Source organism: Chitinophaga sp. RCC_12 (assembly GCF_041360695.1).
Taxonomy (GTDB): domain Bacteria; phylum Bacteroidota; class Bacteroidia; order Chitinophagales; family Chitinophagaceae; genus Chitinophaga.
This window is the reverse complement of the sequence record NZ_JBFUPS010000001.1, coordinates 411,633-438,085: the sequence shown is the minus strand read 5'-3', so window position 1 is coordinate 438,085 and position 26,453 is coordinate 411,633. Positions and strand designations below refer to the sequence as shown.

Genomic DNA, 26,453 nt, shown 5'->3' with positions numbered 1-26,453 from the left:
TTTTGTGATCTTAACATTACATTTTCCTATGGAGAGCTTTACCCAATTACCGCAACATGCGGGCCTTACATTTTGTGCTGGCACAAATCCCGTCGATTATTAAACCTGTGATGCTATATGTGTCTGACCGGTGCTGCCTGAAAAGGGCTGTTTGCCAGTCATAACGAGCAACCATATCTGAATACGCGTATGCAAAGGTTCCCCCGGGAATCTTTCTCTTATCGCTATGTTTAACATAGTGGTAAGGGTCCCTCATTACCCAAAGTTTATTGCATTATGTCCCTCTTTAATGTTCCGAATCCCGATTCAAGATTTTTCAGCAAAAGCTGTAAGCGTTTGTTGCTGGCTCTGTTTGGCATGATGGTGACCGTTGCTGCAACGGCCAACACCTTCCCCGTCACTAATACTAATGACGCGGGGCCTGGTTCGTTCAGACAAGCCATCCTGGATGCAAACGCAGCGGGCGCAGGGCCGCACGACATCGTGTTCAATGTACACGGGCAGATTACGCTGGCGGCTTCCATGCCTACGATTACAGCAAAGAAGCTGACCATCGACGGGCAGAATAAGATCGTGTTGTATTCCACTGGCACCAATTCCGTGATTAATCCCTTCGTGATTAATGCGGACAGTGTGACCATCCGGAATTTTACGATACAGAACAACGGGGACATTAATGTGGACATTTTTCCGAACAGGACGGGCATCATGATCGACAATATACGGTCGTTCAGCACGGTGGGTAACTTCCTGAATGCATTTCTGAGGGTGCAGGGGGCGTCTACCGGTCTGACGGTGAAGAATATTTATTCCACGGATGTAGAGCCTGCCGGTTCCTCGTCACTACCCCCACATGTTGGGCGGGCTTTTTATTTTACAAACGGTATGCAGACCAACCTGGTGATGGATAATATCCAACTCAGCACGGCGGGCAATGTGCGCGGTGGGGAAGGTATCGTGTTCAGGGATGCAGCGGTGAACGGGCTTACGCTGACCAATAGTAATGTGAGCGGCTTCCAGAATGCAATTATACTCGACAATACTGCCGGCGCTGTGGAAACAGCGAATAATGTGATGTTCAGGAATGTGACCATAGACAGCTTGTGGAGCGGGGTGTCGCTGGGAATTTATTGCGACTTTGTTACCACTAATTTTGAAATTAACAGGACCACGGTAGATATGGACGTGATAGGGCAGGATGATGATGGGGACTATGCCATCCGCTTCGACAATACCACGAACAACGTCACGCTGGACACTATCAATATAAATGAAAATGATATCCATAACGTTTGGTTCAATGGCGCTGCCAGTAATATTACGATCAATAAGGCGCTGATGGAGAACCGTGTCCCGGGACTATATGGGACGAATAGTTTTATCAGGTTTGAAAGCACGGTAAACGGTTTGAATCTAACTAATTCCGTGTTGAACGGAGATAAACTTGCCAATACAGATGATGCCGATGTGGGTGTTTTATTTGTGGGAAATGCTACCGGGGTAGTGATCGATAACGTTGCTTTTGATGGCTTTGAGGCGGATGGTATTAGTGTAACCGCTGCAGCCACCAATTTCCAGTTAAGCAATTCAAAGTTTACCAATAGCGTTGATGGCATTGAATTTTCTGCAAATGCGGCAAGAAGTAATGTAGATATTGTTAACTCATCTTTCTATAAGCAGCGGCGGTCGGGTATAGTCGTAAACGGCGCCAACGCGGTAACGGATGTGGATCTGAAGGGAGATACCGTAGCGAATAACATCAGTCACGGTATCTGGTTTTATGGCGGTGCAGGTATAACAGACGCACAGGTGACCGGTTGCGTGGTACATGATAACGGTGGCGCAGGTATTATTAATGCTGCGCCAAACAAAGTCGTCATTACCGATAACGCTATTTATAATAATACCGGTTTGGGCATCTCGTTGCCCGCCGGTAACTGTACGTATACGGCCGCCGCGGGAAAAACGCCGGTACTTGTTTCATCTACCCCACAGGGAGGAGGGAAGTACCAGCTGCAGCTCACCATACCTAATATAACTGCTGGTGCACAATACACAGTAGATATTTATGCCAACGATCCCGCTACGAGCAAAACGAGCGGGCAATATTATGTTACGACATTAACAGGAATAGCCGCCGGCACTTCTACACAAACCATTACTTACAATGCAGGCCCAGGCGCTACCGGCCTCGGTTTCTGGACTGCCACGCTTCGTATACCCGCCAACGATTGCGGTACATCCGAGTTTGGTAACAGCATACCGATGACCTTTCAGGGCCCCGCTTGTGTAAACAACGGGATTCTTGCATGGTACCGGGCCGACCAGGCGGTGAACGGCGCCAATTGGGGCGATATTTCCGGAAATGCCAATCACATGATTGTGACCGGCGATCCGGATAATACCACCGGCATGGTTAACTTCAACCCTGCTATTTATTACGACGGCAACGATGCGCACGTAGTGCCCGCTTCGGCAGGCGTAACGGGCGCATATTCCATGATGGGTATGGGCCTCGTGGAAGGTTCACAAACCGGCCGCGTATTCACCAGTTCCACTGGTAATAAATTATTCGGCTGGCACGCTTCAATGGAAAACCGGCTGTACGTAGAAGGTTGGTTGAATACCGGTAACGCGGTAACCGCAAAAGGCAAGCTCTATTCCTTTGAAAGAGCGGCCACCGGCGCCTACGAATTTAAAGGCAACGGCGCTATGTTGAAAAACGGGGCTACTTCTGATGCCACTGTATGGACACTGGATGTGGGCGGCGCTGCATATGGGGAATTCTCAAAAGTATTGATTCCCGAAGTATTCATCTACAACCGTGATCTTACCCCGGTGGAAATTCAACGCATTGAATCATACATGGCGCTGAAATATGGTATCACACTCAACGCCGGTGCAACAGATTATGTAACCAGCGACGGCGCGGTGCAGATATGGACCGCAGCTTCCAACACCGGTTACGGCACGCGCATCACCGGCATTGGCCGCGATGATTGCAGTATGCTGAATCAAAAACAATCGTTGAGTCAGGATACCGGTATTGTAACCATTGCATTGGGAAATGCATTGACCCTTTCCAATGCCGCCAATACAAATACTTTCACACAGGATAAATCATTCCTGGTGTTCGGCGATAACAATGGCACTACCAATTTCTTTACCGCGGTAACCAGCACAAACGCCACACAGCGTATGGGTCGTGTTTGGAAAGTACAGAAAACTGCCAGCTGGGGTAACAGTCAGCAGGTAACCCTGAAGCTGGACGGTGGTACAGAAAATAATTACCTCCTCATCAGCACAGACGCTGCCTTCGGTACTATCAGCAAAGAGTTGAAACTGAGCAGCACTGGTACCGTCACCCTTTCCAGCGCAGACCTGGCCAACGGCGCTTTCTTTACCTTTGGTCAGCAGCAGCGGTCTCCCGGTGGAGTAGCCACTAACCTGCAAACATGGGTGAAAGCAGATGCCGGTGCAACGGTAGTTGATGGCAATATTATTAAATGGGCCGATCAGGCGGTGCAGAGAGAATGGCCTTTGGCCCTTGCCAATGCGCCCCTTAGCTGGCAGAAGAATACCATTAATTATAACCCCGGTATCAATTTCCTGGCGAATAACTATTTCAGCGTACCGAAATTCACCGAAAGCTATACAGCAGGAGAAATATTTTCTGTACAATTATCTAACCTGCCAGCTACTTCTACAGCCGCTACCTTCCCGTTTGAATTTGGTGGCGACCCAACTGCGGCTGGTGGCCAGCCATTCTACGTGTATAACGGGGCCCACTATACGCACTTCGGTACCAGCACCCGTCCCGGTTACGCGTTAACAGGTATCAATATACAGCAGCCCCATTTATTAAATAACTGGAGCGCTCCGGGTAGCTGGTCGCTGAATTTTGACGGTAAAACAATAGGCAGCAGCACTACTTTCCCGGTTACCTTCTCAAGAGGAACCGCCGCGATTAACGTCGCCATCGGTGCCGGGCATTTCTCCAATTTCAACGGCCGCATTTCTGAGGTGATTCTCTATAACAGGCAGCTGAGCGCCACCGAGCGCGCACAGGTAAATAGTTACCTGGCCCTGAAATACGGACTCACTTTGAAAACCGCTGCCGGCGCCATAACCGATTACCTCGGCAGCAATGGCACTACCCGGATGTGGACCGCCTCCAAAAATACCGGCTACGGCGAACGCATCACCGGCCTCGGCAGGGATGATAATGGTACTTTGCTGCAGAAGCAAAGCTTGTCGCAGCTCGACGGAGCCAATGTGACCATTGCCGCAGGCAGTGATCTGGCAGCATCCAATGGAGATAATGTTACTAATATCGCTAACGATCTTTCCTTCTTTACTTTCAGTGATAATGGGCAGGCAGCTACGTATAGCCAGGCAGTAAATGGCCTGGGCAATATTACGCTGCGCATGGCACGGATCTATAAAACAGATCGTACCAATTGGGCGAAGAGTCCCATCACGCTGTCGCTCACAGGTGGTAATAATACCAACTACCTGTTGGTGAGTAACGACGAAACTTTTGGCACAGGAGATAAAGCATATGTACTGGATGCAAATGGAAAGCTGACGCTCGACAGTGATCTGCTGCCCGATGGCGCTTATTTCACTTTTGCAAATGCGCAGGCTGCTCCGGCAGGTATAGCCGCTGGCCTGGAAGTATGGGTGAGGGCAGATAGTGGAGTTGCAGGTGGCAACAATGCTACACAATGGACAGAGTTAAGCCCGTCGCGCAGAGTATGGGGACCATCGAATGCAACAGCGATGCCCTGGAAGGAAGCATCCTTCAACTTTAACCCGGGCATCGGTTTTGGCGGCGCCAATTATTTCCCAAGGAATGAGCTTGCGAACGCATTTACGGCCGGGGAAATATTCTCTGTACAACTGTCAAATACTGATAACACCTCATCGGTTATAAGCTATCCTTTCGAATTTGGTGGTACTTATGCCAGCAATCAAGCGCTTTATACCTGGAGTAATAATAGTCACAATAGTTATTTTGGTTCTGGCACCGCACGCAGGGGCTTTTTCTACCCGGCATCCGTAAATGTGCGCAATGCGCATATGCTGAATATCTGGAGCGCTACCAATGACTGGGCCGCCGGTATCGACGGCAAGGTATTGTTCACGGCCAATGTGAACGCGGTGAGCTTCCTTTCGCCAGCAACCGGTAAGGATTACATCGGAGCCGGTCATAATGCGGTATTCAACGGCGATATATCTGAAGTAATATTATATTCCCGCAAGCTGAGCGCTGTAGAACGCCAGCAGGTACAATCCTACATGGCGCTGCGATACGGTCTTACATTGGGAATAGATACACCGGTGGATTACCTCGCCAGTGATGGTACCACTACCATGTGGAAAGCAGCTACTGGCGGCAGCTATGCCAAACATATCACGGGTATAGGCCGCGACGACAGGGGCATGTTGTACCAGAAACAATCTGTTAGTGCAGATACCGGCATCGTTACCATTGCTGCCGGCGGCGCTATTGCTGCTTCCAACAAGGCTAACGCAACGGCTATTACTAACGACCTTTCCTTCTTCACCTTTGGCGACAACGCCGGCGCTACCACTTACCTGACATCGGTTACCGGTATCAGCAGTGTTAACAACCGCATGGCCCGCATCTTCAAAGCACAGAAAAATAACTGGGCCGACCAGAACATAACACTCAAACTGTCAGGCGGCAATGCACGTACTTATCTGCTCGTAAGCACCGATGCTACTTTTGGCGCAGGTGATGCGACCTATGTATTGAATGCCGACGGTGCCGTTACTATTAACAGCAACCTGTTGCCTGATGGCGCATACTTCACCTTCGCCAGGATGATCACCGGGCCGAATGGTGTAAAAGATGGTATTAATTTCTGGCTGCGTGCAGATGATGGCATGTCTGGCGGTAACAAATGGAATGACTATAGCAACTATGGCAATAATGCTTTACAAGGTGTAGTGGGCAGTCAGCCGATCACAGATGCGAAGGCCCTCAACTTCAACTACGGCCTGGTGTTCGATGGTACAGACGACTTCCTGGATATGACCACTACGCGTATAAATCCTGCTACGGCCACTGTTTTTGCAGTGGGTAACAGTTCCGCATATACGAATGCAGGAGATCTGATTAGTAGCGGCGATGTGGGTGCCTCCCATGGAATGGAGTTCCGGATCGTTTCAGGAAAACTGCAGTACCTGGAAAATGCCGCAGCAGTGGTGGCCATCACCGGTAATAATTCTTTCCAGAACGGTACATCATATATTTTTAGCGGTGCCCAGTTAAATAATACCCCCAACGGCGTACGTGTGTTTCAGGACTACACGCTCGACAACCAGGGAGCTATTAATTTAGCACCACTCACTACCAATTTTGTTTCTATCGGCTCCCGTACCATTGCCGCCAGGGGACTTTACTGGAATGGCAAAATGGGAGAGGTGATCGCCTATGACCGCGTATTGTCAGATGTGGAACGCCAGTCGGTAGAATCTTACCTGGGTATTAAATATGGTATTACAATAGGCAACGGCGCCACTGATTACCTGGCCACCGATGGTTCAAAATACTGGACCGCCGATCCTGTTTATAAATCCCGCATTACCGGTATAGGAAGAGATGATGCCACTTCACTGAATACCAAACAGTCACTCAGTGTAGACACCGGTTTTGTAACACTCTCCCTGGGTAATAATATTGCTATTACCAACGAACAGAATACTAACACCATCACCAACGATAAATCTTTCTTTGTATTTGGAGATAATGGGCAATCTGCCAGCTCTTATGGCACTGTTGTAAACGGAACAACCGCTACCCGTCGCATGGCCCGCGTTTGGAAGGTGGATAAAACCAACTGGACAGACCAGCCTATCACCCTGAAAGCGGATGCGAACGGAACGAACGTATTCCTCCTGATCAGTACCGATCCTACTTTTGCTACCATCAACCAGGAACTGCCGCTGAATGCAAGTAAAATCATCACGCTCAACTCCAGCCTGATGACCGATGGTATTTATTTCACCTTCGGCGCCGCGGTTAAATATCCAGGCGGTGTAAACAGTGGTAGTCTCGTTTGGCTGCGCGCGGATTTGGGAACTTCCGCTGCCGCAGACAGCACGCCGATCAGCAGCTGGAACGACTATAGCCCTAACGGGAATGACCTGTCACAGGCAACGCCTGCCAATCAGCCATTGTATTATAACAATGCTGCCAACAACATGAACTTTAACCCCGTGGTGAGGTTTAATGGCGCTCCGCATTCCATGACAGGTAAATCGTTCCTGAAGACAGGCACCTATACCGCTGCTAACGCTTTCTTTGCGGCCAGTCAGACAACTGCTGCTAACACCGTTATTTTTACGGAACAAGCAGGCACCGGTACGCAGTTTACGCTGCATGCTACCTGGGGCGATAATATTGTTTATTGGGATCCTCCTTATATCAGTAACCGTCTTACCTACAATGCAGGAAATGTCAACAACCAGGTTGTTCTCTGGACTGCTACAGATGATATTAGTCTCGCTGCCAACAAGCAGGCTATTTACAAGAATGGCTTAAGTGTGGCTACCGGTAATAACACCAGTACTTTTAGTGGTAACAACAGCATCTTCCAGCTGGGCGCTAACACCACCTCCTACAATGGTCGTATGGGCGATCTGATCGTTTATACCAATGCGCTTACGCCGGTAGAGCAGCAGCGCGTGAACACCTACATGGCCATTAAGTACGGTATCTCATTGAATAATGGTAACTCCAACTACCTGGCTACCAACAGCAGCATCATATGGGATGCTACGGCAAACAGTGCTTACAAAAATTATATCACCGGTATTGGCCGTGACGATGCGGAAGATCTTAACCAGAAACAATCCCGGAATACAGCAGACGGTATACAACTGGCTATCGGCTTAAACCGCCTGGCTGAAACGAATACGGGAAATGCCAATGCATTTGCGGCGGACAAATCCTATATGATATGGGGCGACAATGCCGGCAGCAGCCTCTTTAAAACCCCGCTCACAGGTCACCCTGTGGCCAACTACCGCATGGCGAGGGTATGGAGAGTGCAGGAAACCGGTACTGTTGGAAGCGTGCAGGTGGCAGTGCCATATGATGCGCTGCCCAATGCCGCACAAACTTATCTCATCATCAGTAACGACGCTACCTTCGACGGAACGGACCAATTTATCCCTGTTACCGCAACTACCCTCAACGGCGTGAAACAGTATGCCGCCAATGTGGACCTAACCAATGGACAGTACTTCACCTACGGTGCATCTATCAAAGCGCCGGGTGGAGTGGTAGGAACCAGCTTATGGCTGCGTGCCGATGCGGGTACTTCCAGCACTACAGACAACACGGCTATCAGTGGCTGGACAGACTACGCATCAGAACTGAACAATGCTACACAAACAGCTACACCGGCCAGTCAGCCGTTCTATCTGAACAACACAACAAGCAATGCTAACTTTAACCCGGTAGTGAAATTTGACGGTGCAGATTTTCTGAACCTGGATATCACCAAGCTGCCTTTAGGTACCAGTGCCAGAACATTCTTCGGTACTGGTAGTTCATCTAACATGACCAGCAACGGATATATCCTCGGATACGGCGCAGCAGCTACCAGCACAGCAGTTGGTATTGCGATAGTAGGCGGAAACGGTACAGCCGATTTTGTGGGATATGCTAATGACGTGGTAAGCCCTGCGGGCAACTGGCAGACAGGCGTGTTTAATGAAATGGTGGGTGTGTGGGCCGGTAATGGCGGCAATGCCGCCCTCTATAGCAAAATGAAGCTGTTGGGCGGACCGGTTGCTAAGGCATGGAATACCGGTACCGGCGGCGCGCAGATAGGTAGCGCTCCATGGGATATTGCCCAGTCGTGGAAAGGTACTTTGGGAGATGTGATTGTATATCCTGCCGCGTTAACCGCTACTGAACGTCAACGTGTATCTACTTACCTGGCTATCAAGTACGGCTATACGATAGATCAGACTGCTGCTACTGATTACCTGGCTACCGACGGCACCACCAAAGTATGGGATGCCACCGGCAACGCCACCTATAAAAATAATATTACCGGTATCGGCCGGGATGATGCAGAAGGGCTTGTACAGAAACAATCCCGGAACATCAATGCAGGCCTCCAGCCCATAGTGGGCCTGGGCGGCATTGCCGAAAGCAATCTTGCGAATACCAATACTTTCACAACAGATAAATCATACCTGGTTTGGGGCGACGATGGCGCCAGCACTTCATTTACCACTGCCATCACCGGCAACCCTGCTGTGAGCACCCGCATGGCGAGGATATGGAAAGTGCAGGAAACCGGTACCGTTGGTTCGGTGGCGCTTTCGATTCCGAAAGATCAACTGCCGTTAAGTGCCAACAGGCCTTACCTGGTAATCAGCAGTGATGCTACTTTTGATGGAGCAGACCAGTTTATACAACTGTCAGACGCCGATGTGAACGGTGTTTCCAGCTATTCAACCACGCTTGATCTTACTAATGGCCAATACTTCACTTTCGCCAGCTTCGTTACTTCACCGGGCGGTGTGCCGGGTGAAATGCTGTGGGTGAAAGCGGATAAGGATGTGCAGGTGAACGGAAGCAACCAGGTGGAGCAATGGCGCAACCAAAGCGGTCCTATGGTAACGGAACTGCGTGCAGCACTGCCTGCACATACTGACCCTATTACTGCATCGGCAGATATCGTTCAGGTTCCAAACGGCATCAACTTCAACCCGGCGATCGACTTCACTGGCGCAGTGGGTAAATCCCTGAAAGGAAGTGCCGGCATTAACTGGAATACATCGGCCAACCTGTCTATCTTCTCTGTAAATAAACCTGAAGCCGCTATCACGGCTGGTTTGGCTGGCGTTTTCTCTACCAACGGAAGCTGGGTTACAACAGGATTTACAGGAAGGGGACTTCTTCTGCAAACCGCAGGTACTTATGGACTTGACGGCGCAGGATGCATTGTCGCACAATCTACTCCTGCTTATGCCGGACCAATCATTGCCAGGGGTGTTTATGTAAACGCTGCAAATGCGTTGAACGGAACTACCTGGCTGAACGGCAAACAGGGCGCCCTCGGCACCAATTGTGCACCGGGAGCAGATGGTCCGTTCTTTGAACTGGGTGGCCGTACAGGAGATGACGCTTCATTTGACAACAGGATCTTCAACGGTAAGATCCCCGAAGTGATCGTATATAAATCCGCGCTCACGCCAACACAGGCGCAGCAGGTGGAATCCTACCTCGGTGTCAAATACGGTGTTACACTCGACCAGTCTGCCGCACAGAATTACCTGGCCACCGATGGCTCAGTGATCTGGAACGCTACCGCGAACAGCACTTATAAAAACAACATCTTTGGTATTGGTCGCGACGACGCAGAAGCGCTTGTACAGAAGCAATCCCGCAGCGTGCACACCGGCTCTATCCTCACTGCCGGTATCCGCTCCATCGCCGCTACCAATGCCGACAATACCAGTACTTTTGGTGCAGATAAAAGCTATCTCTTACTCGGCAGCAACAGCCAGGCCCTTACGGTGAGTGGTACTGATCTGCCGGTTGGCAGCTGTATCGCTGAACGCCTTACCCAGGAATGGAAAACGCAGTTCACCAATTATGATATCAATACCCAGCCACTCAGTCTGCAGTTCGATCTGAACGGCATCACCGTGGCAGGTAGTGCAGCAGAAGATTTCACGATCATGATTGACCAGGACGGCGACGGTAACTTCGCTACCGGTACAGTGACTGAAATCCCTGCCACCAGCTTCAACGGGGGCGTTGTGAGCTTCGAAAATGTAAATGCACTCACAAATGGTGTAGTGTTCACCCTCATTACCAGTCATCCTGAACGCACCGCCAACCTGGTGCCGGATGCTACGGTAAGAACAGTAGCCGCTACCTGTATTGATAATGGCACACTTTATTTCATTGATCCTTCCGATCCTAACAAATACATTGCTTCCATTGCCCTGAACGGCAACACCATGGACGTTACCAAACTGTCTGCTGTGGTGGATGTGAACAGGGATATGAACGCAGCGCTGGGCAAAAACAGCGGTACCGACTATGGTACACAGTTAATGCGCAGGCTGGTACATATTAATTACACCGGCGCCAACCTGACACAGAACGGCGGTATCACCCTGCGTCTCTTCTGGAATCCTGCGGAAAGAACCAATGCAGAAAATATGCTCTCCGGTACCCGCGGTGTAACAGGCACGCAACGGTGGACATGGTTCAAACACAGTGGTGATTTTACCGCCACCCTCGCCGACCTGGCTCCTCAGGGACTGGCTAATATTACAGAGATCACCCCGTCCGGTACCGGTCAGCAGGATGGCGTGGAATACGTTGAATTCAGCGGTATTCAGAACTTCTCCACCTTTGGCGCTTTAACGACTGTCAAAGAAGTGCTGACCATCACCAAAGGACAGGACGGTACAGAAGGTACACAGAACGGTTCCTTTAATATCAACCTGCCTACATCTGTAACGGCTACGGAAGATATCACGGTGAATTATACCGTAACAGGTACAGCTGCTAACGGCGTCGACTATACGTCGCTGACCGGCACCGTTACCTTCCCTGCAGGAAGTAACAGTGTAGCCTTGCCGGTAACAGTTACCGACGATAACATCCTTGAAATAACAGAAGGAGTGACTGTTACGCTGAACAACGCCGTCGGCGCTACCAGCGGCAACGCTTATAATATCGCCAGCACACAGGCAGCCGCTTCTCTGAACATTGCCGATAACGACAGTAATGATCCTGCTAAAACAATAGTAGGCGTAACCTGGAGCAGCGATGCAAAAGAGCCGTCTATCAACGGCGCCTTCAATGTGAACCTGCCGGCTGGTGTTACCGCATCCGAAGATATTACCGTGAGCTACAGCACGGGCGGTACTGCCACACCTGGCGCAGATTATGGTGTACTGAGCGGATCAGTCATCATCCCTGCAGGCCAGAACGGGGCAGCAGTGCCGGTTATCGTAACCGACGACCAGCTCGTGGAAACCGCAGAAACAGTATTGTTAACGGTGACCGGCGGTACCTCCACCAACTTTACACTTACGCCAAACACAGCTGCCGGCAATGCCACCGTGAATGTAATAGATGATGAGAATACGCCGGCCAATATGGTACTGAGCATCGCCAAAACTGCCGATGGGTCAGAACCTGCTACTAATGGCAGCTTTACGATCAGTTTGCCAACAGGTATCCTGCCTAGTCAGGACATCACCGTCAGCTATAACATCGGTGGTACAGCCACAGGTGGGCCCGATTATACCGCGCTCACAGGTACGGTTACTATACCTGCCGGTCAACCCAGTGTAGCCCTGCCCGTTACCATAGTGAACGATCAGGTAATTGAAAATACCGAAACAGTAATTGTAACGCTCACCGGAGGTAGCAGCGCCGGCTTTACCTATACAGCCAGTACTACCAATGGTAACGCCGCTGTTTCTATTGCTGATGATGATAATACTACTACCAACCGCATACTGAGCATCACCAAAAACACGGATGCAGCGGAACCGTCTACCAACGGCGAGTTCACGCTCAGTTTGCCAGCTGGTATCACTGCGTCAGAAGATATTACCATAGCCTATATACCTACCGGTACTGCCGCCAGTGGCACAGATTACACCGCCCTGGGAACAACTGTTCTGCTGCCTGCAGGACAAAATAGTGTCTCCTTACCGCTCACCGTTGCCAATGACCAGATCATTGAGAACACAGAAACCGTTATTGCAACGGTGACCGGCGGTACCAGCACCAGCTTTACCTTCACGGCCAGCAGCACCAGCGGCAGCGCTACAGTAAACATTGCCGATGATGACAACACCGCCGCTAACCGCGTTTTAGGTGTGAGAAATGCCGGCGATGCTACCGAGCCAAACACAAACGGAGCATTTAAGATTGGCCTGCCAACAGGTATTACTTCTTCAGAACCTATCACAGTAACTTATACAATAGGAGGTACTGCCACCGGCGGTAGCGACTATACTACGCTTACCGGTACAGTGGTAATACCCGCCGGCCAGGATAGCGTATTGGTGCCGGTAACGGTTATCGATGATCAACTGCTAGAAAATACCGAAACGGTTATTATGACGCTCAACAGCGGCGCCAGCACCAGCTTTAGTTTCACCGCCAGCACTACCGATGGTAATGCTACTGTGAATATTAACGATGAGGATAACACGCCGGCCAACCGTGTACTGAGCATTACTAAAACTATTGATGCAGCAGAACCGGCTACCAACGCCGCGTTCAAAATCAGTTTGCCTGCAGGTGTTTTGCCTTCAGAAGATGTTACCGTGAATTATACCATAGCCGGTACCGCTACCAGCGGTAACGACTATACGGCGTTAACGGGTACGGCGACCATCCCGGCAGGACAGAACAGTGTTGTGCTTCCTGTAGCTGTTATAAACGACCAGGAAATAGAAAGTACAGAAACAGTGATAGTAACACTCACCGGCGGCACTTCCACCAGCTTTGCTTACACTGCCAGCACTACAAGTGCTAACGCTTCTGCAAATATTACCGATGATGATAACACTGCTACCAACCGTGTGCTGAGCATCAGTAATAGCGGCAACGCAGCAGAACCCGGTACTGCCGGCAGCTTCACGGTAAGCCTGCCCGCGGGAATCACTTCATCTCAACCAATTACAGTAGCTTATTCCGTGGCGGGAACGGCCGTTTCGGGTACCGATTATAACGCTATTGGTACGGTAACAATACCAGCTGGCCAGAATAGTGTAGCCGTACCGGTTACGGTTATCAATGATAATATCATTGAACCAACTGAAACAGTGATTATGACTGTCAACAGTGGAACAGGTGGTAGCTTCAGCTTTACGGCATCAGCAACAGCTAAAACTGCTACCGTAAATATTACGGATGATGACAATACCCCGGCTAATCTCGCGGTAAGGGTACAGGCATTTCGTGATGGAGCTGAAGGTGGCAGCACTATAAGGTTTAACTTCCTGCTTGCTCCGGGCGTTACCGTTTCTGAAGCTGTAACCATAAAATATTCAATAGGAGGTACCGCAATATTGGGTACAGACTTTAACGGTTTATCCGCTGGACATTTCACCGGAACAGCCGTTATTTCAGCCGGAAGCACCGGCACTGCCACAGCTGGTACCATAGTGGATGATCAAATAATAGAAGGCACTGAAACGGTGGTGCTTACCATTACCAGCGCCTCTTCCAGCAGCTTTACCTTTACGCCTGATCCGGTTGAAGGCAACGCTACGGCGAATATTATTGATAACGATGATACGCCGGCCAACCGTGTGCTCAGCATCACCAAAACCGGCGATGCAGCCGAACCGGCCACCAACAATACTTTCAAAATTAGCCTGCCAACAGGCGTAACGATTGCCCAGCCTGTTACCGTGAATTATACGGTGAGCGGCACGGCCACTGCTGGTACCGATTACGCTAACCTTAATGGTACGGCTATCATTCCTGCCGGTGCAAATAGTGTTACGCTGCCGGTGAATGTGATCGATGACAACCTCATTGAAAATAACGAAACAGTAATAGTAACCATCACCGGTGGAACCGCAGGCAGCCTTACTTTCACTGCCAGTCCAACGGCCGGTGCGGAAACCATGAGCATTGCAGATAACGATAACACCACTACCAACCGCGTGCTCAGTATCGTGAAACTGTCAGACCTTGAAGAACCTGCCACCAACGGCGGCTTTAAGGTTAGCCTGCCTTCCACTATACTCTCATCTGAGCCCGTAACAGTTAACTATACGGTTACCGGCACCGGCACCAACGGTACAGACTATGCCACATTAAGTGGCAGCGTGATCCTGCCGGCAGGTCAGAACAGCGTGGTGATTCCTGCAAACGTAACAGACGACCAGATTATAGAAGGTACAGAAACGCTGACTGCCACTATTACAAACGGCGCCAGCACCAGCTTCGCCTTCACTGCCAGCACTACCAACGGCAGTGCAACCGCTAACATCCTGGACGACGATAACATCGCCGCAAACCAGGTATTGAGCGTGGTGAACGGCGGCGATGCGTCAGAACCAGGCACCAATGGCTCCTTCACCATCAGCCTGCCTGCTACTTATACTTCAGCATTGCCAATTACGGTAAACTATACAGTAGCGGGTACCGCCGGAAGCGGTGTGGATTACACCGCGCTGACAGGCACGGTAACCCTGCCTGCCGGACAAAACAGCGTGTCTGTACCGGTAAGTGTGATCAACGACCAGTTCGTGGAAAACACGGAAACGGTAATACTGACCCTCACCGGCGGCGCCAGCACTGGCTTTACGTATACCGTTAGCACAACAAACAGTGATGCTACTGTAAATATTACAGATGATGAAAACGCACCGGCTAACCGTGTGCTGAGTGTTACCAACACCGGCAACGCGTCCGAACCAGGCACTAATGGAGAGTTCACTATTAGCCTGCCTGCCGGCATATTGCCGTCAGAAGACATCGACGTCACCTACACTATTGGCGGTACAGCCACAGGTGGCACCGATTATGCCGCGCTTACAGGCACTGCTACCATCCTCGCTGGCCAGAATAGTGTAACCGTTCCCGTAGTTGTTACTAATGACCAGATCATAGAAGGTACAGAAACAGTGATCCTTACTGTTAGCGGCGGTAGCAGCAGCGGCTTTACATATACCGCCAGTACTACCAATGGTAATGCTACCGTGAACGTGGCAGACGATGATAACACCGCTGCCAACCAGGTGCTCGCTGTTACCAAAACGGCGGATGCGGCAGAACCATCTACCAATGGCAGCTTCAAAATAGCCCTGCCCACAGGTATCACCGCGGCCCGCGACATCCAGGTAACTTATACCATCGGCGCCGGTACCGCTACTCCTGGTACAGATTACCAGACTATTACCGGTACCATTACCATACCTGCGGGTCAGAATAGTGTATCCGTTCCCGTGAATGTAATAGACAATACCGTGATTGAGCCGGATGAAACCGTGATCCTGAATATCACCGGAGGTACCGATACACAGTTTACTTATACCATTGCAAGTGGCGGCGGCACAGCTACTGTAACGATCACCGATAACGATCATGCAGCCAACAGCAACATTGTGCTGCTCACCAAAGTATCCGACGCCCTGGAAGGCGGTACGAATGGTCAGTACAGAATTTCCCTGCCACCGGGCGTTACCAGCTCTGAAGATGTGGTAGTGACCTTTGCTACCCCTATGGGAGGAACAGCCGGTAATACAATTGACTATAATTTGCTGGGACTGTCCGCCGGTAATATTGTGATACCGGCAGGCGCCAACGAAGTGTTCATAGATGTAGACGCCGGTAACGACGGTGTCATTGAGGGACCTGAAACAGTGGTGCTGACCCTTACCAGCGCAGCCTCCAGCAGTTATCCGTTTACGATAGACCCTGCAGGTAACGGCGCGGTAGTAAATATTATAGATGCCAATGCGGCCAGCAGCACACCGGTGCAGGTAATTACCGGCACCAATGCCGCAGAACCAGCCACCAACGGTAGCTTCACCGTGAAGCTGGCAGGTGTGGCCACTTCTGCATGGCCTGTTACAGTAGGATATACGGTATCAGGTACAGCGGTATCCGGTGTGGACTACCAGGCACTGGGCACAGTTGTGATCCCCGCCAATACCAACAGCGTAACGGTTAACCTCAATGTATTGGACGACCAGATCATTGAGCCTGTCGAAACAATGACGTTCACGCTCTTGTCGGGCAGCGCTACAGACGGTGGTGGTAACGCCTTTATCTTCCCGCCTGATCCGGCCAACGATGACATTACTGTGAACATCGCAGATGACGATGCCATTGCTGCCAACCAGGTACTGAAGGTGGTAAAAACCACTGACGCCGCAGAACCGGGTACCAACGGCGCCTATACGGTAAGCCTGCCTGCCGGTTATACTTCTGCTGCCAATATCACGCTGAACTATAACATCGCCGGTACCGCAACCCGTAATACCGACTATACGGTTAGTACCATTACCCTGCCGGCTTATACCAACAGCATCACTATACCGCTGAGAGTAATAGATGACAAGATCATTGAAAATACAGAAACAGCTATACTGAACCTTACAGGTGGTACAGATGGCAACTCATTCACATACTCTGCAGATGCAACCAGCAACAATGCAACGGTGAATATTGCAGATGATGATAATACCAACACGAATAAAGTACTGCTGGTAACAAACAGCGCTGATGGTGCAGAGCCGGCAACAGACGGAGAATTCACTATCAGTCTGCCTGCAAGCTATACTTCATCAGAAGACATCACCGTAAGCTATACCATAGCCGGTACGGCCACTGCGGGCAGCGATTATGCAGCCCTGTCCGGCACCGTGCAGATACCTGCTGGTCAGAACAGCGTGAAGATACCTGTAGATGTAACCGATGACCAGATCATAGAAGGTACAGAAACTGTAGCCCTTACGCTTACGGGTGGTGTGAGCACCAGCTTTAACTTTACGCCTGCAAGCGGCAACAGTACAGCTACCGTGAACATCGCTGATAACGACAACACCACGGCTAACCAGGTGATCAGCATTACGAAAACAACAGATGCTGCGGAACCGGCTACCAATGGCGCATTCACGATCAGCCTGCCTGGCAGTGTAACCTCCGCGCAACCGGTTACTGTAAACTATACGATTGCAGGTACCGCTGTGAACGGAACAGATTACACTACACTCTCCGGCTCCATTGTATTACCTGCCGGTCAGAATAGTGTGCCTTTACCGCTGACTGTTAAAGATGATAAGATTATAGAAGGAACTGAAACCGTAATAGCTACGGTTACAGGTGGCGCTTCACCGGCCTTTGTGTTCACTGCCAGCACTACCAGTGGTAATGCTACTGCAAATATCACAGACGATGATGGTGTGGCCGCCAACCTGGTACTGAGTGTAGCTAAAACAACAGATGCGGCTGAACCGGGTACTAACGGCGCGTTCCGTATCAGCCTGCCCGCAACTTACACCGCATCAGCGCCTGTTGTTGTAAATTATAACATCACAGGTACTGCCACCGCCGGTGGTGACTATACTGCCCTGAGTGGTACAGCAACCATACCAGCCGGACAAAACGGTGTATCTGTGCCCGTGAATGTAACAGACGACCAGGTTATTGAGAATACAGAAACGGTGATCATGACCCTTAGCGGTGGTACCTCCGGCAGCTTCACTTATACTGCCAGCACTACCAATGGTGATGCTACCCTGAACATTGCTGACGACGACAACACACCGGACAACCTGGTGCTGAGCGTGATCAGAACTTCAGATGCCGCAGAACCTTCTGCGAATGGTGAATTCAGAATTAGCCTGCCAACAGGTGTTACCGTTGCCGAAAATGTGACAGTGAACTATACCCTCACCGGTACTGCAGCGAATGGCACGGATTATACGAACCTTGGCGGCACAGTGGTGATCCCGGCTAACCAGAACAGTGTGGTGGTACCGCTGGTGGTAACCGATGACCAGATCATTGAAAGCACTGAAACTGCGATCATGACACTGATCAACGGCGCCAGCACAAACTTCAACTTCACGGCCAGCACTACCAGCGGTAATGCTTCCATGAATATTGACGACAACGACAATACGCCGACCGGTCTTGTACTGAACATCGTTAAAAACACAGACGGAGCAGAACCATCCACTAATGCGGCATTCACAATTAGTCTGCCTGCCGGATATACCGCTTCTGAGGACATTACGGTTAACTATACCGTAGCCGGTACTGCTACCAGCGGCGATGACTATGTGTCTCTCGGCACTTCTATTGTACTGCCTGCGGGTCAGAACAGTATCAGCCTGCCGGTAACCGTAACAGATGATAAGATCATAGAGAACACAGAAACGGTGGTGGTAACATTAACAGGTGGTAACAGCACCAACTTCAACCTGGTGGCAAGTGGCAGCAACGGCAGCGCTAGCGCAGACATTACAGACGACGAGGCCAGCACCCCGGCTAACCTGGTACTCGGTATCAGCAAAACTACGGATGCAGCTGAACCGGCCACCAACGGCGACTTCAGCATAAACCTGCCTACAGGTATCACCGCAGCGGAAGACATTACCGTGAATTATACCGTAGCAGGTACAGCTACCACTGCTGCTGATTACACTACCTTAAGCGGTACAGTAGTGATCCCGGCAGGTCAGAACGGTGTGTCTTTACCGGTAACTGTAGCAGACGATAAGATTATTGAGAACACAGAAACCGTGATAACAACCCTCGCGGGTGGAGCATCTGCCAGCTTTACTTTCACCGGCACCGGTAGCGCAACTGTGAATATTGCAGATGACGATAACACACCGGCTAACCTGGTACTGGCTGTTGCCAAAACAGGAGATGCAGCTGAACCAGGTACCAGCGGTACCTTCAGTATCAGTTTGCCTGCAGGTTATACCGCAGCGGAAGATATCACTGTTACTTATACAACAGCAGGTACCGCAATCAGCGGCACAGACTATACTGCACTTTCAGGTACAGCAGTGATCCCTGCGGGACAAAACAGTGTGGCCGTTTCAGTGCCTGTAATAGATGATCAGCTGATTGAAAACACGGAAACCGTGATCATGACGCTTACCGGCGGTTCTTCCACCAGCTTCACGCTTACAGCCAGCACCACTAATAGCAACGCTACCGTGAATATCACAGACAACGACAACACCGCGGGCAATCGCGTACTGAGTGTGGTGAAAACAACCGACGCCGCCGAACCAGCTACCAATGGCGTGTTTACCATCAGCCTGCCGCTCGGAGTGGCAGCAGATGAAGACATTACTGTGAATTATACTACCAGCGGTACTGCAACCAGCGCAACAGATTATACAGCGCTGAGTGGCTCGGTAATCATTCCTGCCGGTCAGAATAGCGTAACGGTAACGGTGCCGGTGATCGACGAAAAGGTGATTGAAACTACCGAAACCGTGATCCTCACGCTTACAAATGGTGCAAGCACCAGCTTCGCCTTCACTGCCAGCACTACCAGTGGTAATGCTACCGTGAATATTGCAGATGATGATAATATCCCGGCTAACCTGGTGATCGAAGTAACCAACCCTGTAAACGGTGCAGAACCAGCTACCAATGGCAGCTTTACAGTTGGATTGCCAACAGGATACACCGCATCTGAAGATATCACTGTCAGCTACACCATAGGCGGTACTGCTACAGGTGGCACTGATTACGCTACCCTGGGCGGAACCGTGGTAATCCCTGCCGGTCAGAACAGCGTACCGGTAACTGTAAACGTAACCGACGACAAGATCATAGAAAATACAGAAACAGTAATATTAACGGCTACGGGGGCTACTTCTACCAGCTTTACTCTCGTGGCAAGCAGCACCAGCGGAAATGCTACCGTGAATATCACAGATGACGATAACACACCGGCTAACCTGGTACTGGGCGTAAGTAATGCAGGCGATGCAACAGAGCCGTCTACAAACGGCAGCTTTAAGATCGGCTTGCCTGGCGGAGTAACCTCGGCCGAAGATATTACGGTGAATTATACCATCAGCGGTACAGCCACCAGCGGCACCGACTACAATACCCTTAGCGGTACAGTGGTGATCCCTGCCGGACAGGATAGTGTAAGCGTACCAGTGAGTGTGATCAATGACCTGATCATTGAAAACAATGAAACCGTGATCCTCACGCTTACAGGTGGTACAAGCACCAGCTTCACCTTCACTGCCAGCACTACCAATGGTAATGCTACGGTAAATATTAATGACGACGATAATACCGCTGCAAACCGTGTACTGATGGTAGCCAGAACCGCAGACGGCGCTGAACCAGGCACCAACGGAAGCTTTAATGTAAGTCTGCCTGCCGGTATAACAGCCGCAGAAAACATCACCGTGAACTATGCCATTACAGGCACCGCGGCGAATGGTACCGATTATGCAAACCTTGCCGGTTCAGTAGTAATACCTGCCGGTCAGAATAGTGTAGCCGTACCAGTGACAGTCACCGACGATCAGATCATTGAAGGCACCGAAACGGTGATCATGACCCTGACCAACGGAGCGTCTGCCAGCTTTGCCTTCACGGCCAGCACTACCAGCGGTAATGCTACCGTAAACATTGCGGACGACGATAACACAGCTATCAACCGCGTATTGGTGGTAACCAATACAGCTGATGCAGCAGAACCAGGTACAAACGGCAGCTTTAATATCGGTTTGCCTGCAGGAATAACTTCAGCGGAAGATATCGCCGTTAGCTATACCATCGCAGGTACTGCTACTGCCGGTACAGATTATACTGCCATCACCGGAACGATCACCATCCCTGCCGGTCAGAACAGTGTAGCCGTACCAGTTACCGTAACAGATGACCAGGTGATTGAGCCTGTTGAAACCGTGCTGTTGACGCTCACCGGTGGAACATCTACCAACTTTACATTCACCGCAGGCGGCGCCACCGGCAATGCTACTGTGAACATTGCCGATAATGATAACACACCGGCTAACCGGACACTCACCGTGGTAAAAACTGCCGACGCATCAGAACCGTCTACAGCCGGCACATTCACGATCAGCCTGCCAACCGGCATTACTGCATCCGAAAATGTAACCGTCAATTATACCATCGGTGGTACCGCTACCGCAGGTACGGATTACAGTACGCTGAGCACTTCAGTAGTGATCCCTGCCGGTCAGAACAGCGTTACCGTTCAGGTACCGGTGATCGACGACAAGCTGATAGAAAATACAGAAACAGTGCTGATGACACTGAATGGTGGTTCTTCTGCCAGCTTTACTTTCACCGGCACTGCCAGCGCCACTGTGAACATACTGGATGACGACAACACCGCGGCTAACCGTGTACTCCAGGTAACTGCTACTAAAAATGCTGCAGAACCAGGTACAGATGGCGAATTTACCATCGGCCTGCCTTCAGGCATTACTTCATCAGAAGCCATCACAGTAACTTATACTATCAATGGTACCGCCACCAGCGGATCAGACTATACCGCCCTCACCGGCACCGTGGTAATCCCTGCTGGTCAGAATAACGTTACAATACCGGTACCGGTGATCAATGACCTGATCCTGGAAAATACCGAGACGGTAGCAATGACCATCACAGCTGGTACATCTACCAGCTTCGCCTTCACCGGAGGCGGCGCCGCAACCGTGAACATCATAGATGATGAGAACACCGCAGCTAACCGTACACTCCGCATTGTGAAAACAGCTGATGGCGCAGAACCATCTACCAACGGCAGCTTCACGATCAGTCTCCCGGCGGGCATTATTACCTCCGAAGCCATTAACATAAACTATACCATCGGCGGCACCGCCACCACCGGTACAGATTATGCGGCCATCACAGGAACCATCACCATCCCTGCCGGTCAGAATAGCGTGAGCGTACCGGTAACCGTGATCGACGACAAGCTGATTGAGAACACTGAAACCGTGATCATGACACTGAACGGCGGCACTTCTTCCAGCTTCACGTTCACCGGTACAGGTAATGCTACTGTGAATATTACGGACGACGAAAACACAGCGGGTAACCGTGTGCTGACAGTCACCAAAGTAACAGATGCAGCTGAACCAGCTACCAACGGCGGATTTAACATCAGCCTGCCTGCCGGCATCGCTTCATCTGAAGCTATCACCGTTAACTACACGATTAGTGGTACCGCTACCAGTGGTGCAGATTATAACGCTATCACCGGAACGATCACCATCCCTGCCGGTCAGAACAGCGTAAATGTACCGGTTACTGTAATGAACGACCAGGTAATAGAAAATACAGAAACGGTGATCCTGACATTGAACGGTGGTAACGCTGCCAGCTTCGTATTCACTGGTACAGGTAATGCTACCGTGAATATTACAGATGATGAAAACATACCGGCTAACCTGGTGCTCACGGCAACAAAAGCAACAGATGGATCAGAACCAGCTACCAACGGCGGCTTTAACATCAGCCTGCCTGCCGGTATCACTTCTTCTGAAGATATCACCGTTAACTATACGATCAGCGGTACGGCCACCAGCGGTACAGATTATACCGCTATCACAGGAACCATCACCATCCCTGCAGGTCAGAACAGCGTGAGCGTACCGGTAACAGTAATAGATGATCAGCTGATAGAAAATACAGAAACCGTGATCATGACACTGAACGGCGGAACATCTGCCAGCTTCACCTTCACCGGCACCGGCAACGCCACCGTGAACATCACCGACGATGAAAGTGATCCGGCCAATAAAGTGCTGAGCGTAGTGAAAACTACCGACGCAGCAGAACCGGGCACTAATGGAGCGTTTACCATCAGCCTGCCTTCAGGTGTTGCTTCTTCTGAAGATGTTACTGTGAACTACACCATCACCGGTACTGCTGCCAGTGGTACAGATTATACCGCCCTCACCGGCACCGTAATTATCCCGGCAGGTCAGAACAGCGTGAGTGTACCGGTAACAGTACTGGATGATCAGTTGATTGAAAACACGGAAACCGTGATCATGACACTGAACGGCGGAACATCCACCAGCTTCACCTTCACCGGTACAGGTAATGCTACCGTGAATATTACAGATGATGAAAACATACCTGCAAACCTGGTACTGAACGTTGTGAAAACAACAGACGCAGCTGAGCCAGGCACTAACGGTGCGTTTGCGATCAGCCTGCCATCAGGCATCGCTTCTTCCGAAGATATCACCGTGAATTATACGATAAGTGGTACGGCTACCAGTGGGGCAGATTATACCGCCATCACCGGAACGATCACCATCCCGGCCGGCCAGAATAGTGTAGCCATTCCCGTAACCGTGGCAGACGACCAGATCATAGAAGTAACTGAAACTGTGATCATGACGCTCAATGGCGGAACTTCCACCAGCTTCACCTTCACTGGTAACGGTAATGCTACTGTAAACATCACCGACGATGAAAGCAGCACACCAGCCAGCATGGCGCTGACCATCACCAAAGATACAGATGGCGCTGAACCGGCTACTAATGGCGGCTTTAAGGTGAGCCTGCCAGCAGGTATCACTTCATCTGAAGACATCACGGTGAATTATACCGTAACAGGTACTGCCACCGCCGGCGCAGATTATACCGCCCTCACCGGCACCGTGATCATCCCGGCAGGTCAGAACAGTGTAGCCGTTCCCGTGGTTGTTGCAGATGACCAGATCATAGAAGTAACAGAAACAGTAATAGCCACCCTCACCGGCGGTACTTCTGCTAACTTCACCTTCACCGGAAATGGTAACGCTACTGTAAATATCACCGATAATGAAAGCAGCACACCAGCCAGCCTGGCGCTGACTGTCGCTAAAGGTGCAGACGGTGCAGAACCTGCCACTAACGGCCACTTTGTTATCAGTCTCCCTGCTGGTATTACTTCATCAGAAGCTATCACAGTGAACTATACCATAGCCGGTACCGCAACGCCGAATGCAGATTACACCACCCTTACAGGTACGGTAGTGATCCCTGCCGGTCAGAACAGCGTGAATGTACCGGTAACCGTATCAGACGACCAGATCATAGAAGGTACAGAAACGGTGATCCTGACACTGAACGGTGGCACATCTGCCAACTTTACCCTCACAGGTACCGGTAGTGCTACCGTAAATATTACCGATGATGAAAGCAACCTGGTACTGAACGTCACCAAAAATGCAGATGGCGCAGAACCAGCTACCAACGGTGGCTTCACCATTGGTTTACCAGCCGGTGTTACCGCAGCTGTGGATATCACTGCCACTTACACCATTGCAGGTACGGCTAAAGGCGGCGCCGACTACACCACCCTCACCGGTACAGTAGTCATCCCGGCAGGCCAGAACAGCGTTGCCATACCGGTAACCGTAACCGACGACCAGCTGATTGAAGGAAATGAAACGGTGATCATCACAGTAGCCGGCGGCACCGCCAACGGCCTTGTGTTCTCACCGGGTACCAATAACACCGTTACCGTAAACATAGCAGATGATGATAACACAGGCCTGGACCTGGTTGTAAATGCCACTACACCAAATGCGGCAGAACCAGCTACACCAGGAGCGTTTACGATCAGCCTGGCAAGCGGCAAATTACCTGTGGAAGACATTACCGTTACCTACACCGTAACTGGTAGTGGCACCGCAGGCGCCGACTACACCGCCCTCACCGGCACCGCAGTAATCCCTGCAGGCCAGAGCAGTGTAATAGTACCGGTAAATGTAACAGACGACGATCTGATAGAACCAGCAGAAACAGTGGTACTCACCATCACAGGTGGTAAATCGGCCAGCATTAACTACACAGTAGGTACCAGCAGTACTGCCACTGTAAACATTGCAGACGACGATCACGCTAACCTGAACCTGCTCGTTACCGCCAGCAAACCGGATGCTACTGAACCGAATGTTAACGGAGCGTTCACGATCAGCCTGGCCAGCGGCAAGCGCACAGCTGAACCGATCACTATACAATACATGATAGGTGGTACCGCTACACCGGATGCTGACTACACCGCCATAACCGGAACAATCACTATCCCGGCCGGCGCCAGCAGTGTAACCATACCAGTGAGTGTACTGGACGACAGTGAAGTAGAAACACCGGAAACAGTGGTGTTCATGCTCACCGGCGGACAATCAGCCAGCTACACCTTCACAAAAGGCGCGGCGAGCGACGCTACGGTTACGATCACCGACACCGATAAACTGGCGGGCGACCTGGTGGTTACCAAAGAGATCGTGACACCGGCAGTTGGTCCTTACCGCATGGGTCAGAACCTGACCTACCGCATCACCGTAAGGAACGCAGGTAATATCCCGGTAACCGCCGTGAAAGCAGAAGACCGCTTACCGGTACAGCTGGATGTGCCTAGTCATACTTCCGCAGAAAGAGGAGAGGTAGTAGTAACACCAGCCACTAAGCTGATAGAATGGAACATCGGTGACCTGGCAGTGGGAGCTTCCGTACAAATGACGCTGACAGCCCGTGTAATAGAAGGCGGACAGCTGATCAACGAAGCAACTGCTTACAGTACAAACATGCCGGACGCCGACAGTACTAATAACGTAGGGGTATCTGCAGTAGGAATAGAAGGTTCAGACTTATCCTTCCCGAATGTGATCACGCCAAATGGCGATGGTAAGAACGAAAGGTTCATCATCGGCGGGCTGGAGAAATATCCGGGTTCATCGCTGTACATCTTCAACCGCTGGGGCGGACAGGTGTACCAGTCGAAGGATTACCGTAACGACTGGAACGGTGCTAACCTGAACGAAAGTACCTACTACTATATACTGGAAGTGAAGAAGGAGAGTGGAATCAAAAAGTATAAAGGCTGGATAACAATACTGCGGTAAAAGACAAAAATATTATCTGCTACAAAAAAAGT

At 50.7% G+C, this 26,453-nt stretch carries 1 protein-coding gene; it reads left to right on the top strand.

Annotation, left to right across the window (positions count from 1 at the left end):
- Positions 1-276 precede the first annotated feature (276 nt).
- Positions 277-26,421: a Calx-beta domain-containing protein gene (locus tag AB6805_RS01710; protein ID WP_370907738.1), complete on the top strand. Its 26,145-nt coding sequence runs from the start codon at positions 277-279 to the stop codon at positions 26,419-26,421.
- The last annotated feature ends 32 nt before the right edge of the window (positions 26,422-26,453 follow it).

Excerpts from the sequence above, each read along its gene's own strand:
- AB6805_RS01710 (WP_370907738.1), top strand. The coding sequence starts at position 277 with ATGTCCCTCTTTAATGTTCCGAATCCCGATTCAAGATTTTTCAGCAAA.